The organism is Sphingomonas glacialis, assembly GCF_006439055.1.
GTDB classification, from domain to species: domain Bacteria; phylum Pseudomonadota; class Alphaproteobacteria; order Sphingomonadales; family Sphingomonadaceae; genus Sphingomonas; species Sphingomonas glacialis_A.
On record NZ_RCZC01000002.1, the window covers coordinates 234,446 to 249,509 of the forward strand.

The window sequence follows — 15,064 nt, forward strand, 5'->3', positions numbered from 1 at the left end:
CCCGCTTGTCGCCGCAGCGCGACCCGGGCGCAAGAGCCGCGCCCAGGTCGATGTCGGAAGAACCTTGGCCCGCGTCAGAGGAACAGTTTGCGGATCGATAGGCGTACGGTTCGACCGAGCGGGTTGAGATAATCCGGCTGGTAGGCGACCGGCGTCGTTCCGTTCGCGTCGGTCACGCGCTGACGCGCGTCGAACAGATTGTCGATCGCAACCGCGACGCGCATCCCGCGCATCCAGGGATGCGCTTTGACCAGCTCGATGCGCTGCCCGAGGTCGCCGAACAGCCGCACGCCGAGCGTGCCGAGCGCAGAGAAGTGCAGGTTCTGCGGGTTGCCGAGCGTCCCGCCATTGACGTCGGTTGCGCTCTGCCAATTGGCCGAGAGACGGACGCCCAGTCCGTTATTGTTATACCCCGCCTGCCCTTCGAGTTCGTGCCGCGGTTGCCCGCCGCTCGACCCGATCGCGTCGCCGTTGAGCAGATCGAGCGACGGCCCGCCGCGCTGGACGAGCACGCGATCGGTGAAGTGCCAGGTATGATAGAGCGCGAACTGCAGTCGCCCGCCGCCACCGCCACGACCGCCGCCGCCGAAGCCGCCAAACCCGCCGCGCCCGCCGCCCGGGCCACCGCCCGGCCCGCCGGGACCGCCGGGACCGCCGGGACCGCCTGGCCCAGCACCGCCCGGTCCGCCACCTGGTCCACCGCCGCCCGGCCCACCGGGGCCATCCGGGCCGCCGCCGCCGCCACCGCGCTCAGCGCGCGCCTGGGCGATCTGCCGTTGGACGCTCTCGGGGATCTTGATCCCGGCAAACGGGTTGGGCCCGGTGCCGGCGCGCCACGCTTCGATCTGCTTCTGCAGCTTCGACTTGAGCGCCATCGAGAAGTTGATTCCCCAGCGCAGCTCGGACCGGCTGCTCTGCGCGAAATTGATCGGGCGCGTGTCGAGTTGCGTCAGCACCAGATCGCCGTTCGCGTCGCGGACGCGGGTGAAGCGCGACGGGAAGGCGGTCTCGATCGCGGCCGTGCCGGTGGGGAAAGCCACGATCGGATTGTCGATCCGCGCGTCGATATAGGTCGCGGTGAGCGACAGATCCTTCGTGCTCCACGGCTTGACCGACGCGCTCAGCTTGTAGGTGTGGCTGGTGCTCGCGATCAGATTGGGGTTGCCGCCCGAGATCGTCGTCACGCTGGCATTCTGCCCGAGCACATAGTCGAACACCGGCACGTTGGGGGTCACGATCTGCGGATTGCCGAGCTGCGTCGCGCTCGGCGCAGTATCCTGCGTCGTCGCCGAGGCGATGATCCGCACCGGCACGATCGGCGACCAGTTGAGGCCGTAGCCCAGCGTGGTCAGCGTCCCGAAATCGGAGAGATGGTTGACCGCGACATTGCCGTTGACCGACAGCGTGCCGATCGCGGCGAGCACGTCTTTCGCGCGGCTGGTCAGCGGCACGTCGATGTTGAGCTGGCCATTGACGATGTCGCGCGACACCGCGCCGGTCGACGTCAGCCCGTTGCGATACGAGCGGCTGTCGAAGCTGCTGATGTCGCCGCCGAGATGGACGCTGGTCGAAACCTCGCCCGCCGGCAGCTTGAACACCGTGCCGGTGAGCAGCGCATCGATCTTGCCCTCGTCCGACGTCGAATAGGCGCGTGTCGTGGCGCGCGTGCCGATATCGGCGGCGCCGAGCGTGCCCAACGGGTTGGCGTTCGGGTCATTGGCGGCGAGCCGTGCGTTGAAGGCGGTCGCGTCGAGCCCGGCATCGGTGAACGTCTTCGATTCCGAATGGTCATAGGTGCCCGTCACCGACCATTGCCACACCTTGCTGAGCGAACCGTTGAAGGTCGTGCCGAGATGCGCCGCGATCGTCGAATTGCGCTGCTTGAGCGGCGAGAAATCGCCGTCGAGCGTCCGGCTGACGGTCACGGCATCGGCCGAGAACGGGTTGCCCGCGGGCACGTTGAGCGTCGTGGTCGGCAGGCCGTTGAGCCCGATCGTGTCGCTCGCCGACAACGTGCCGTTGAGCGTTCCCGAAATGTCGCCGAAGCTGCGCGCATAGGTCGTGTTTGCGTTGAACGTGCGGCCCGAGGGCAGCAGCGTGCGATATGGGCGCTGGTCGGTCGGGTCGGTCGCGACGGTCGTCGCGCCCGCGGTGGTCGATCGAACGGTGGGCTGGATGTCGCGCTCGCTCTCGGTCAGCGCCTCGACCGGCTGATATTCGAGGTGGAGATTGACCCGCCCCTTATTGGCGATCTTGAGCAGATCGAGCTCGCCCTGCGGCGCATTGCGCCCGCCTTCGGTGGCGAGCTTGTCCGACAGCTCGACGGTCGCCGCGCGGAAACGCCGGCGCAGGACGAAGTTCACCACCTTCTGGTCGGCGGTATAGCCATATTTGAGCGCGACCTCCTCGGGCAGGATCTCGACCCGCGCGATCGCCTCGGTCGGCAGATCGCGGATTTCGGCAAAGCCCGAGATACGCTTGCCGTCGAGCAAGATGACCGGCGCGCCGCCGCTGCCGCGATCGCTGCGGATCTGCGGGGCGAGTTCGGTGAGCAATTCGGTTATCGAGCTGACGCCGTAGGAGCGGATGTCGGCCGGCCCGAAGGTCTGTTCGGGCGGGATATCGCCGATCACCGATCCGGGCTGCTTGGCGCCACGCACGACGATGTCGGGGCCATCCTCAGCTTCGTCGACGGCGGGGGCTGGCGCCTTGGTGGCCTTCGTCTTTGTTGCGCTTTTTGTCGTCGCCTGCCCGGTCGCTTGCCCTGGCACCGGCTGCGTCGCCTGTTGTGCGGCGGCGAATGCCGGGGTCGCGGCAAGCGCGAGCGTCAACAATTTGGTCGTGCGGATCATCATGGCCCCATTTATGTCTTTGCGGTCCGCTAACTGTCGTCTGTCGCAAGAGTATGCCAGCGCTGGTCGCGCTGGCACTTGCCTAGCAGCTGCCGTAGAACCACCCCATGAGTGAAGAACGATTCGAACGCCATCGCCAGCCCTGGACGACTGACGAAATCCAGAAGCTGCATACGCTGGCGAAAAAGGGCATGGCGTTGAAAGCCATTTCCAAAGCGCTGAAACGCAGCGAGGAATCGACCAAGGACCGCGCCAAGGCGGACGGCCTGACGATCGCGAAATTACGCTAAGCACTCGCGCCGTGGCCGCCATCGAATTGCGGCCGTACCGAGACAGTTGATATGCCGCTGGAACTACCGCTATCAGGTCGCGTTTGGCGTCCGTTGCGTAGGGTATCCACCGTGCGCGAACAGCCTTGAAAGCGGTGGACAAGATGGCGGTTGAGTGTTCTTCCCTGCGCGCGGTGGTGTTTGTCGGCACCGCGGCGCTTCTGCTTGGCGGCTGTGGTGCGGCAAAACAGGAAAAGGGCGGGCGCGGTGCGCCCAAGGGCCCGCCTGAAGTCGGCTATATCGTGATCCAGCCGAGCAGCGTGCCGCTGGTCACCGAACTCGCCGGGCGTACTGCCGCCTATCAGAGCTCCGAGGTCCGCCCGCAGGTGACTGGCCTGATCAAGCGGCGCTTCTTCACCGAAGGCTCGTTGGTCCGTGAGGGCCAGCCGCTCTATCAGATCGACCCGAGCCTCTATCGCGCCTCGACCAACCAGGCGAACGCCAATGTCGCCAGCGCGATCGCCAATGCCGAGGCGACGCGCGTCAAGGCCGATCGCTACAAGCCGCTCGCCGACATGCAGGCAGTGGCGAAGCAGGATTATACCGACGCCGCCGCCGCCGCGCGCCAGGCCGCCGCGACCGTGTCCCAGACCAAGGCGGCGCTCGACACCGCCAAGATCAATCTCCGCTTCACGACCGTCCCCGCACCGATCACCGGGCGGATCGGTCGGTCGCTCTACACCGTCGGCGCGCTGGTGACCGCAAGCCAGACCGATCCGCTCACAACGATCCAGAAGCTCGATCCGATCTATGTCGATATCCAGCAGGCCAGCGCCGACCTGCTCCGCCTGCGCCGCGCGCTCGCCTCGGGCGGTTCGGTCGCGACGCGGGCGAGCGTCCAGCTCAAGCTTGAGGACGGCTCGGACTATGGCCTGACCGGCGATGTCGAATTTTCCGAAGTCGTCGTGGATGCCGCGACGGGCACGGTGACGCTGCGGGCGCGCTTCCCCAATCCCAAGGGGATCCTGCTCCCCGGCATGTTCGTCCGCACGCGCTTTGCGCAATCTATCGATCCCAACGCCTTCCTCGTCCCGCAACAGGCGGTCTCGCGCAGCCCCAAGGGTGAAGCGACGGTCTTCGTGGTCGGCCCCGACGGCAAGGGCGGCTATAAGGCCGTCCAGCGTCCCGTGACCGCGACGACGACGCAGGGCACCGACTGGATCGTCACCGCCGGGCTCAAACCCGGCGACAAGATCATCACGCAGGGCGTCGGCAAGGTGAAGGTCAACCAGACCATCAAGCCAGTCGCCGCGAATGCCCCGCAGACGATCAAGTCGCCCAACGCGGGTGACACGTCCGCCAAGACGAACTGAGCCCGCCCGGTGATCTCTCGCATCTTCATCGACCGGCCGATCTTCGCCTGGGTCGTCGCCATCATCATCATGCTCGCCGGCGTCGGCGCGATCTACACGCTGCCGGTCGAACAGTTTCCCGACATCGCGCCGCCGCAGGTCAACATCCGCGCGACCTATCCCGGCGCTTCGGCCGCGACGCTCGAGAATTCGGTCGCGCAGGTGATCGAGCAGCAGCTTACCGGCATCGATGGCCTGCTCTATTTCGCGACAAGCTCCTCCTCGCGCGGCCAGGTGACGATCACCGCGACCTTCGACAAGGGCACCGATCCCGACATCGCGCAGGTCCAGGTGCAGAACAAGGTCCAGCAGGCCCTCTCGCGCCTGCCGCAGCAGGTCCAGCAGCAGGGCCTGACCGTCACCAAATCGAACCCCGACTTCCTGCTGATCGCCGCGATCTACGATACGACCGACCGGACGACCAACCAAGACGTGTCGGACTATCTCGTCTCGAACCTCCAGGACACGATCGGCCGCATCAAGGGTGTCGGCGACATCAACGTGTTCGGCGCGCAATATGCGATGCGCATCTGGCTCGATCCCAACAAGCTCGCCAGCTACAGCCTGATCCCGAGCGATATCACGACAGCGATCACGGCACAGAACGCCGAAGTCGCCGCGGGCGAGATCGGTGGCGTCCCCAACACGCCCGAGCAGGTGCTCGACGCGACCGTGACCGCGCAGTCGCGCCTTTCGACCCCCGAGCAGTTCCGCGCGATCGTGCTCAAGACGCAGCCGGACGGGTCTGCCGTCCATCTGTCCGACGTGGCGCGCGTCGAGCTTGGCGCCGAAAGCTATGCCGTGACGAGCCGCGTCAACGGCCATCCGGGCGCGGGCATCGCGGTTAGCCTCGCACCGGGCGCCGACGCGCTCAGCACCGCCGAACTCGTCAAGGCCGAGATCGAACGCTCGGCCAAGGCCTTCCCGAACGGCTATGCCTACAGCTTCCCGCAGGATTCGACCTCGTTCATCAAGCTTTCGGTCGAGGAAGTCGAAAAGACGCTGTTCGAGGCGATCCTGCTCGTCGTCGTCGTGATGTTCGTCTTCCTGCAGAACTGGCGCGCGACGCTGATCCCGACGATCGCGGTGCCGGTGGTGCTGCTCGGCACCTTCGGCATCTTCTCGCTCGCCGGTTTCTCGATCAACACGCTGACGCTGTTCGGGCTCGTGCTCGCGATCGGCCTGCTCGTCGACGACGCGATCGTCGTGGTCGAGAATGTCGAGCGCCTGATGGAAGAGAATCCCGACATGTCGCCGCGCGATGCGACGATCCAGTCGATGAACGAGATCACCGTCGCGCTGATCGCGATCGCGCTCGTCCTTTCGGCGGTGTTCCTGCCGATGGCGTTCTTCGGCGGATCGACCGGCGTGATCTATCGCCAATTCTCGGTGACGATCGTCTCGGCGATGGTGCTGTCGGTCGTCGTCGCGCTGGTGCTGACCCCCGCGCTCACCGCGACGCTGCTCAAGCGCAAGCAGGACATGAAGCAGGACGGCTGGCTCGCGCGCAAGACGCAACCGGCCAAGGACTGGTTCAACAACGGCTTCGACAAGACGATCGATCGCTACGGCACGTCGGTCAGCAAGGTGATCGACCGCAAATGGCTGTTCGTGCTGATCTATGCCGGCGTGCTCGCGATCCTCGCGATCCTGTTCCTGCGCTTGCCGACCGGCTTCCTGCCGAATGAGGATCAGGGGATCGCGCAGATCCAGTACAATCTCGCGCCGGGCGCGACGCTCAATTCGACCCGCAAGGCGCAGCTCGAGATCGAGAAGTATTTCTCCGGGCCCGAGGGCAAGAATGTCGGCGGCTATCTGACCGTCGCCGGCGGCGGCGGCGGGTCGGGCGGGCAGAATGCCGGCCGCGGCTTCATCGCCTTCAAGGATTGGGCCGACCGCAAGGGGACCGAAAACGGCGCCGACGCGATCACCTCGCGCGCGACCAAGGCGCTGAGCGGCCTGCGCGACGTCGAATTCTACGCGACCGTCCCCTCGCCGGTGCGCGGACTTGGTCAGTCGACCGGTTTCACGATGGAATTGCTCAATTCGGGCGGCCTCAGCCGGGAACAGTTCAAGGCGACGCGCGACAAATTGCTGGCCGACGCCCGCGGCGACAAGACGCTGGCGGCGGTGCGACCGACCGATCTCGACGATCAGCCGACGCTGCAGGTCAATCTCGACGCGCAGAAGCTCAGCACGCTCGGGCTGACCCAGGCGAACGTCAATTCGACGCTGTCGACCGCGTGGGGCGGCAGCTATGTCAACGATTTCAACGACCGTGGCCGCGTCAAGCGCGTCTATGTCCAGGGTGACGCGCCGTACCGCTCGTCGCCCGACGACCTCGCGCAATGGTACGTCCGCGGCTCGACCGGCGCGATGACGCCCTTCTCGGCCTTCGCCACCACGGGGTGGAGCACGGCAGCGCCGTCGCTCGCGCGCTTCCAGGGGATTTCGTCGTACGAATTCTCAGGCCAGGCGGCACCGGGGCAAAGCTCGGGCACGGCGATGGAGAAGATGGCCGAGCTCGCCGCGAAATATCCCGGGACGAGCGTCGCCTGGAGCGGCCTGTCGTATCAGGAACGCCTGTCGTCGGGCCAGGCACCCTTCCTCTACGCGATCTCGCTGCTCGTCGTGTTCCTCTGTCTCGCCGCATTGTATGAAAGCTGGTCGATCCCGATCGCGGTGCTGCTGATCATTCCGCTGGGGCTGGTCGGCGCGGTGTTCGCGGTGACGCTGCGCGGTCTGCAGAACGACGTGTATCTGCAGATCGGCCTGCTGACGACGATGGGCCTTGCGGCCAAGAACGCGATCCTGATGATCGAATTCGCCGAGCAGGCCGAAAAATCCGGCAAGCCCGTGGTCGAGGCCGCGCTCGAGGCCGCGCGGATCCGACTGCGTCCGATCCTGATGACGAGCTTCGCCTTCATCTTCGGCGTGTTGCCCTTGGCGATCTCGACCGGTGCCGGCGCGAACAGCCGCGTCGCGATCGGCACAGCCGTGATCGGCGGGATGCTGACCGCGACGATCCTCGCGATCTTCTACATCCCGCTCTTCTTCGTGATGATCCGCCGCGGCGCGCGCGGCCTCTCGAAGAAGCTGCACCACGATAAGACGCCGGACGACGAGACGCCCCCCGCGCGTCCGACCGGCCAGGGCGAGGCGACCGCATGATCCGCAAGACTGTCTCGCTCGTCTCGCTCGCAGCGCTGTCCGCCTGTTCGCTCGCGCCCAAATATGTCCGGCCCGAGCTGCCGGTGCCGCCGAGCTGGCCGGTCGGCGACGCCTATCTCGTGCAGAACGAGGCGACGCTGCCGAGCGTCAGCTATCGCGACATCTTCCGGGATCCGCGACTCCAGAAGGTCATCGAGCAGGCGCTCGTCAACAATCGCGACCTGCGCGCCGCCGCCGCCAACATCGCGATCGCACGCGCGCAATATCGTATCCAGCGTGCCGAACTGCTCCCCGAGATTGGTGGAACTGCGAGCTACTCGCGTCGCGACAACGGGACGCGTGGCGTCACCAATACGGGGAATGGCGTGGGTACGGGTACCGGCGGGACCGGGACCGGAGCGGTCACGACCAACGGTGGCGCGACCAATAATTTCTCGGCAAGTCTCGGGATCACCGCGTTCGAGGTCGATCTGTTTGGCCGGATCCGCTCGCTGACGACCGCCGCCCAGGACCGGTATTTCGGCACCGAGGCGACGGCGCGCGCGACGCGGCTGACACTGGTCGGCGACATCGCGACCGCGTGGCTGACCTATGCCTCCGACACCAGCCTGCTCAAGATCGCCCGCGACACCGCGGCGCTCGCGGCCCGCAGCGTATCGCTCACCAAATTGCGCGTCGATGGCGGGATCGCGGCGCGCACCGATCTCGACCAGGCGCGGATCATCGAGCAGACCGCGCTGTCGGACTTGGCGACGCAGACCACGCTGGTCGCGCAGGACGTCAACGCGCTGCAGTTGCTCGTCGGCGCGCCGGTTGACGCAGCGCTGCTGCCCGCCTCGATCGAACAGGCCGCGCCGACCATCGCCGAACTCCCTGCCGGCCTCAACTCGAGCGTCCTGTTGCGCCGCCCCGACGTCGTCCAGGCCGAATATGAACTGCGCGCGACCAACGCCGAGATCGGCGCGGCGCGCGCGGCGCTGTTCCCGACGATCTCGCTGACGGCGCTGGCGGGTCTGGCGAGCAGCTCGCTCGGCAATCTCTTCACCGGCGGCGCATTCAACTATTCGGTCTCGCCGAGCGCGAGCTATTCGATCTTCCGCGCGGGTGCCGGGCGCGCCGGCGTCGCGCAATCGCGCGCACAGCGCGACTATGCGCTGGCGACGTATGAGAAGGCGATCCAGACCGCGTTCAGCGAAGTCGCCGACGCACTCGCGCGGCGCGGTACGATCACCGCGCAGCTCACTGCGCAACGCGCGCTGACGGCGGCGTCGAGCGACAATTATCGCCTGTCCGACGCGCGCTATCGCGGCGGGATCGACACCTTCCTGCAGAGCCTTACCGCGCAGCAATCGCTCTATTCCTCGCAGCGCAGCCTGATCTCGGCACAGCTCACGCAAGCGACCAATCTGGTGACGCTCTACCGCACGCTCGGCGGCGATTCGACGCTCGACGTCACCGCGGCCGGGCCGAAGTCCGCCCAACCGTAACGAATGCGTGACAAGCCGAGGCGCGCGTGGCAGCGTCGCCGCCTAAGTCTAGGGAATCCAGCCCTGGATCGGCGCGGGGAGCGATCGAGATGGGCTATCACATCCGCCGGTTCGAGCCCAAGGACGAGGGCGCGATGCTCGCCTTTGCCGAGACGCTGCCCGAGCACGATCTCCTGTTCCTCGGGCGCGATCTGCGCCATCCTCGCGTCATCGCCGCCTGGGTCGCGGCGATCGACGAGGGTTATATCGACAGTCTCGTTGCCGAAGATGGCGGGAAGTTCGTCGGCACTGCCGCGCTGCTACGCGATCCACTCGGCTGGAGCGCGCATGTCGGCGAGATCCGCCTGCTCGTCGCGCCGACCAAGCGCGGAAACGGTCTCGGCCGCGACCTGCTCGAGGGCGTGTATGCGATCGCGCTCGAACGCCGGCTCGAAAAGATCAGCGCGCAGATGACTCCCGACCAGATCGGATCGGTCATGCTGTTCGAAAGCCTGGGCTTCCGGGCCGAGGCGTTGCTCAAGGACCATGTCCGCGATCGGGCGGGCAACACGCACGACGTGGCGATCCTCAGCCACGATATCGCGCGCACCGCCCCGCCCGCGCGCTGAGCGACGGGTCGACCCGCCGCGTTATTTCTCGCCGCGGACCGCGCCGACGGCTTCGCGGCCGAACTGAAGGATCACTTCGCCCATCTCGCGCGCCTGGCTCATGCTGCGCTGGCCCTGATCGCGGAGGAAATCGCCCTGGATCTTCATCACTTCCGATAAGTCCTTCGCGCCCGCCGCGGCGCGCATCGCCGCAAAGGCTTCGCGCGCATTCGCCTCGGCCTGATCGAGCATCTTGATGCCGACCGCCGAGCCGCTCTCGGCCATCTTGCCGCCGGCGTCGCGGAGCGCCTCGCCGGCTTTCTTGGCGGGTTCGGCGACTTTTTCGTTGAAGGCGTCGCGTATCTTGTCGGTCATGCGCTCGGATCCTTTTCCCGGGGGGTGCGACAGGATCGGCAGGTGCTGCCCGGCAACGCGTCGCGAGGCTGGCGGACGATCGCGAGGCTGACGGGGTACGGCATCCGACTCTCCTCTGCCGCGGTCTGTGCCGCTTGCAGGAGGCAAGCTTAATCACCTCCCCCGCCAAGCGCAAATCGAGCCGGCGCGCATCCTTAACGGGGTAGCAACCCCGACGCGCCACAAGACGGGACGATGGTTCGCCCCGCCCCCACCCTGCTCCTACCGCCGCCAAGCGCCGCGGCGATGCTGCTGCTTCCGCTCAGCGTTCTGGCAGACGGCGCGCTGTTCTGGCCGGCAGCGTGCTTCGCGACAATCCTGGCGGCCAGCGCGCGGCACTATGGCGCGATGCTGGTCTGGTATGGGCTGGCACTCGGCTTCGATGGCGATGCGCTAATCCTCGGGCCGTTCGTGATGGCGGTCGCGATCGGCGCGCGGATGCGGTGGCAGATGCTGCCGCTCGTCCCGGTGTTCGCGCTCGCGATGCTCGTTGCGCGGTCACGGGGGCTGCCATTGTCGCTCGACCTTCAGCCATTGGCGATGGCGGACGAAGCGCCCTCGCTTTGGGCGATCGTGCGGACGCTGCCCTGGATCAATACGCTGCCGCTCGCCGGGCTTGCGCTGACCAGCGCGTTCGGCGCAGCGGTCGCGTTCGTCGCCTGGGGATCGACGCGACCGCTCCGTCAGGCCGCGTTGCTCGATACGGCCTTGTTCTGCGCGCTTATGCTCCCCGTCCTCCTGCCGGCCGCCGAACCGCAGGCCCTTCTGCTCGCCGGAGGATTGGCATGGCTGGTCGCGGTGCTCGATCCGCGGGCGCCGCGCTGGCGGATCGCCGCTTTGGTGACGACCGGCGCGCTCACGGCATGGCTGGGCGGCGCGACCGCGGCGCCTTTCGCGGCGATCGCGCTTGTCGCGGCGACGCTGCTCCACGCGCGCATTGTGCTCAAGCCCGCCGCCAACGACAATCCCGCGATGGCGCGTGCGATCCACCGAGGCCCTCTGCCGCTCCAGCGCGAGACGTGCTAGCCAACCCCGATACGGACAGTCAGGGGGCATGTGCGATGGCGATATTCACCGGCAAGGGACGCGACGGCGGCGGTACCGCGGGGGCGCTGCTGGCGTCTCCCACAAGCGCCAAGCGCGGGATGTTCTCGGTGATCAGCGCCGATATGGTCGTCGCGGGGAATATCACGGCAAGCGCCGACCTCCACATCGACGGGCGGATCGAGGGCGATGTCCAATGCGCCACGCTGATCCAGGGTCAGGACAGCCGGATCGCCGGCGCGATCATCGCCGAAACCGCGCGGATCGGCGGCGCGATCGAAGGGTCGGTCGCGGTGCGCCATCTCACGATCGAGCGTTCGGCGCGGATCCTCGGCGACGTGCAGTACGAGACGATCGCGATCGAGCTCGGCGCGTCGATCGATGGACGGGTCAAGCACGTGACCGAGAGTAGCGACGCCGGCATCTTCGACCGCGCGACGGCGGTCGCCCCGCTGCGGCAGATCGAGCCCGTGCGGCAGATCGAGACCGTCTCGGACTAAGCGCGCGTCAGCGCAGCATCGCGGCATAGGAGGTCGGCGGCGCCGGAAGGCGCAACCGCGCCACACCGCCGGGGAGGATCACCAGCGCGAGCGCGACGCCGGTGCCGAGCACGGCTTGCCGCGACCAGCGCGCTTCGGACCACAAGACGATCGTCGCCAGCGCCGTCGCCGCCATCGGCCACAGATGGTAGCGCAGGTCCGACGCGATGCTGAGCACGCTGAAGCTCGCCTCGAGCACGATCGCCGAAGCGAGCAGCGCCAGCGCGAAATCGCGCAGCGGCGCCTGGGGCCGCCGAACCGCAACGACCAGCGCGGCGAGGGCGAGCGTGAGCCACGCGATCGGCCAGCCGAGCGGCGACTCGGCATTCCACCGCGCGAGCATCTGCCAGCGCGGCACGGCTGGCCCGGGGCTGCGCAGGCCGACGGGGTTGGCCTCGGTAACGCCTGGCGGGATCGCGCTCGGCCAGCCGGCTGGTACGATCCAGCGCTCGGTCGAATTGAGATGCGCGAGACGATGCCCCGCATAGGCCAGCGGGTGCCGAACGATCGCCTCTGCAAGGAGCCGGTACAGCGGCCCCGCGCTGAGGCCGTGCAACCGCTCGAGCGTCGGCCCGCAGCGGTCGGGCGTGCCGAGCGGATCCCAGAAGAAGGGTTTGACGCAGTTGCGTGCGACGACCGTGCGCGCCTCTCCGGGGGTGAGACCGACCGGATGTGCCGGGTCCTGCGCCGCGATCGCCGACAGGTCGTAGAACGCCTCGGTCCGTTCGACGCCACTCGCGCCGGCGCCGAGCACGCCATGGTTGATCGCCTGCGAGAGCCCCAGCACCGCGACGACCCCGCCGAGCGTCAGCAGCGCGCGTGCCCACCACCGCGCCGGGCCGAACAGGATCACGACCAGCGGCACCGTCGCAAACACCGCATTGGAGCGCACCAGCGTCGCATAGGCCAGCAAGACACCGACCGCGAGCAGCGCCGAGACGGGCAGCCGTACGCCACGCAACCGCCACCAGGCGATGATCCCCGCCGCGGCGAGCATCGCGCCAAGCATCTGCGTGTCCTTGAGCACCACGCTCTGCCACCCGAGGAACAGGGGAAGCACCGAGACCCCCAGCACGCTCACCGCGGCGTGGCGCCGCCCCAGGCGCGCGAGCGTCGCGGCGAGCAGTCCGAAGCCCGTCCAATAAAGCGTCATCTGGAGCGCGAGCATCGGCCCCGCCTCGCCGCCGAACAGGCCATGCAGAACCTGCCACAGCCGGGCCATGATCGGCGGGTGCCAATCCTCGAATTGGCCGGCAAGCGCCTGCCCGAACTGCGCGATGCCGTCGTAGGTCGCCACGCCCGGCCAGAACAAGGCAAGCGAGCCCGCGAGCAGCAGCAACGTCGCCCCGCCGATCCGTGCCGCCGCGACAAGATCGGTACGCGGCGGCGGGGCCGGTGGCTCGGTTGCGCGCGTCATACCGTCAGGCATGACGCGCCGCACCATAAGTGTAAAGGCCCGAACTGGGCCGCTTTATCGCGGCCCGGCGCGCCACCTAGATATGGATCGCCCGGCCGTACGCGCCGAGCACGCTCTCGTGCATCATTTCGCTGAGCGTCGGATGCGCGAACACCGTTTCCATCAGCTCGGCCTCGGTCGTCTCGAGCTGGCGTGCGACGACATAGCCCTGGATCAGCTCGGTCACTTCGGCGCCGACCATGTGCGCACCGAGCAGCTCGCCGGTCTTGGCGTCGAACACCGTCTTGACGAAACCCTCGGCCTCGCCGAGCGCGATCGCCTTGCCGTTGCCGATGAAGGGGAATTTGCCGACCTTGAGTTCGTAGCCCGCTTCCTTGGCTTTCGCCTCGGTGAAGCCGACCGAAGCGACCTGCGGGCGCGAATAGGTGCAGCCCGGGATGTTCCACTTCTCGAACGGATGCGGCTTCAGGCCCGCGATCGCCTCGACGCAGACCACGCCCTCATGGCTCGCCTTGTGCGCCAGCCACGGTGCGCCGGTCACATCGCCGATCGCGTAGATCCCTTCGACATTGGTGCGCGCATAGCCGTCGACGTCGATGTGACCACGGTCGGTCTTAATCCCGAGCGCCTCGATCCCGATATTCTCGGTGTTGGGCACGATGCCGATCGCGACGATCGCATGGCTGAACTCTTCGGTCGTGACCGTGCCGTCCTTGCCCTTGATCTTGGCGGTGACACCCTTGGCGTTCGGCGTCAGCGCCTCGAGGCCGGTGCCGACGAGCAGCTTGATGCCCTGCTTGGTCAGCGCCTTGTCCATGAACGCGGAGACTTCCTCGTCTTCGACGGGGAGGATGCGCGGCAGCATCTCGACGATCGTGACGTCGGCGCCCATGTCGTTGTAGAAGCTCGCAAACTCGACGCCGATCGCGCCCGAGCCGATGACCAGCAGCTTGGTCGGCATCTCGGGCGGCACCATCGCGTGGCGATAAGTCCAGATCCGCTCGCCATCGGCCTTGGCGAACGGCAGGTCGCGCGCCCGCGCGCCGGTGCCGATGATGATGTGCTTGGCCTCGAGCTCGGTCGTCTTGTCGCCTTGCTTGACCGAGAGCTTGCCCTTGCCCGTCAGCGCGCCGAAGCCCTCGTAGACCGTGACCTTGTTCTTCTTCATCAAGCCCTTGACGCCGGCATTGAGCTGCCCCGCCACCTTGCGGCTGCGCTCGACCACCTTGTTGAGGTCGAACGACACGTTGTCGGCCTTGAGCCCGTAGCTCTCGGCATTCTGCATATAATGGTAGATTTCCGAGGTGCGCAGCAGCGCCTTGGTCGGGATGCAGCCCCAGTTGAGGCAGATGCCGCCGAGGCGCTCGCGCTCGACGATCGCGGTCTTGAGACCGAGCTGCGCCGCGCGGATCGCGGCGACATAGCCGCCGGGGCCCGAACCGAGGATGATGAGGTCGAATTGGTCAGCCAAGGGAGGATTCCTCTATCACTAGCGGGCGCGGCCGGTCGTCCTCGCCCATCGAAACAAGAATATAGGTGCCGCGAGCGGCGCGTTCAGTGCCTTCGCCGTGGCGGTCGCGCCGCCATACGTCGACCGCGACGGTCATCGAGCTGCGTCCGGTCTTGACGATCTCGGCATGAAACGAGACTTCGTCGCCGATCTCGACCGGGGCGGTAAAGCTGAAGCCATCCGCCGCCACGACCGGCGCACGCCCGCCGCAATGCCGCGACGCGACCGAGCCTGCCGCCAGCGCCATCTGCCCCATCAGCCAGCCGACGAAGATCTTGCCGTACGGATTGGCATCGCATGCCATCGCGGTCGCGCGGATCGCAGGCGGGATGCTCGGGGGCTGGTCGCTCATGCCCAAAGCG

Annotated in this window: 12 protein-coding genes; 7 read left to right on the forward strand and 5 right to left on the reverse strand. The window is 67.3% G+C overall.

Going from position 1 to position 15,064, the window contains the following annotated elements; translation table 11 throughout:
- Positions 1 to 74 precede the first annotated feature (74 nt).
- Positions 75 to 2,855 carry a TonB-dependent receptor gene (locus tag EAH76_RS24080; protein WP_140848797.1) on the reverse strand — a complete coding sequence of 927 codons (2,781 nt, stop codon included), beginning with the start codon at positions 2,853 to 2,855 and terminating at the stop codon, positions 75 to 77.
- A 104-nt stretch (positions 2,856 to 2,959) separates the two neighbouring features.
- Here EAH76_RS24080 and EAH76_RS04925 point away from each other — a divergent pair, with 104 nt between their 5' ends.
- The 5 genes from EAH76_RS04925 to EAH76_RS04945 all read left to right on the forward strand — a co-directional run bounded on the left by EAH76_RS04925 (position 2,960) and on the right by EAH76_RS04945 (position 9,799).
- On the forward strand, positions 2,960 to 3,142 hold the full coding sequence (locus EAH76_RS04925; protein ID WP_026046530.1) for a hypothetical protein: 183 nt from the start codon (positions 2,960 to 2,962) through the stop codon (positions 3,140 to 3,142).
- A 143-nt stretch (positions 3,143 to 3,285) separates the two neighbouring features.
- Positions 3,286 to 4,494, forward strand: coding sequence for an efflux RND transporter periplasmic adaptor subunit (locus tag EAH76_RS04930; RefSeq protein WP_140848799.1), 1,209 nt, complete (start codon positions 3,286 to 3,288; stop codon positions 4,492 to 4,494).
- A 9-nt stretch (positions 4,495 to 4,503) separates the two neighbouring features.
- Entirely contained in the window at positions 4,504 to 7,704 is a 3,201-nt protein-coding gene (locus tag EAH76_RS04935; RefSeq protein ID WP_140848800.1) for an efflux RND transporter permease subunit, read from the forward strand.
- Positions 7,701 to 9,191 carry an efflux transporter outer membrane subunit gene (locus tag EAH76_RS04940; protein WP_140848802.1) on the forward strand — a complete coding sequence of 497 codons (1,491 nt, stop codon included), beginning with the start codon at positions 7,701 to 7,703 and terminating at the stop codon, positions 9,189 to 9,191. Before EAH76_RS04935 ends, EAH76_RS04940 begins: the two co-directional genes overlap by 4 nt.
- Before the next feature lie 89 nt (positions 9,192 to 9,280).
- Positions 9,281 to 9,799 (forward strand): GNAT family N-acetyltransferase, encoded by a 519-nt coding sequence (locus EAH76_RS04945; protein WP_140848804.1) that lies wholly within the window; start codon positions 9,281 to 9,283, stop codon positions 9,797 to 9,799.
- 21 nt (positions 9,800 to 9,820) lie between these two features.
- Here EAH76_RS04945 and EAH76_RS04950 read toward each other — a convergent pair whose 3' ends face one another.
- Entirely contained in the window at positions 9,821 to 10,153 is a 333-nt protein-coding gene (locus EAH76_RS04950; RefSeq protein ID WP_140848806.1) for a phasin family protein, read from the reverse strand.
- Positions 10,154 to 10,438: 285 nt separating this feature from the next.
- On the opposite strand from EAH76_RS04950, the gene EAH76_RS04955 reads away from it, so the two are divergent.
- Complete coding sequence (locus EAH76_RS04955) at positions 10,439 to 11,218, forward strand: hypothetical protein (RefSeq protein WP_140848808.1); 780 nt, start codon at positions 10,439 to 10,441, stop codon at positions 11,216 to 11,218.
- A gap of 35 nt (positions 11,219 to 11,253) precedes the next feature.
- Positions 11,254 to 11,736, forward strand: coding sequence for a bactofilin family protein (locus EAH76_RS04960; RefSeq protein WP_140848810.1), 483 nt, complete (start codon positions 11,254 to 11,256; stop codon positions 11,734 to 11,736).
- 7 nt (positions 11,737 to 11,743) lie between these two features.
- On the opposite strand, the gene EAH76_RS04965 is transcribed toward EAH76_RS04960, so the two are convergent.
- From EAH76_RS04965 to EAH76_RS04975, 3 genes are all read right to left on the reverse strand, one after another.
- Positions 11,744 to 13,204 (reverse strand): hypothetical protein, encoded by a 1,461-nt coding sequence (locus EAH76_RS04965; protein WP_241659562.1) that lies wholly within the window; start codon positions 13,202 to 13,204, stop codon positions 11,744 to 11,746.
- 64 nt (positions 13,205 to 13,268) lie between these two features.
- Positions 13,269 to 14,663, reverse strand: a complete 1,395-nt coding sequence (gene lpdA / locus EAH76_RS04970) for a dihydrolipoyl dehydrogenase (protein ID WP_140848811.1) — start codon at positions 14,661 to 14,663, stop codon at positions 13,269 to 13,271.
- Positions 14,656 to 15,054, reverse strand: coding sequence for an acyl-CoA thioesterase (locus EAH76_RS04975; RefSeq protein WP_140848813.1), 399 nt, complete (start codon positions 15,052 to 15,054; stop codon positions 14,656 to 14,658). Before EAH76_RS04975 ends, lpdA begins: the two co-directional genes overlap by 8 nt.
- Positions 15,055 to 15,064 lie beyond the last annotated feature (10 nt).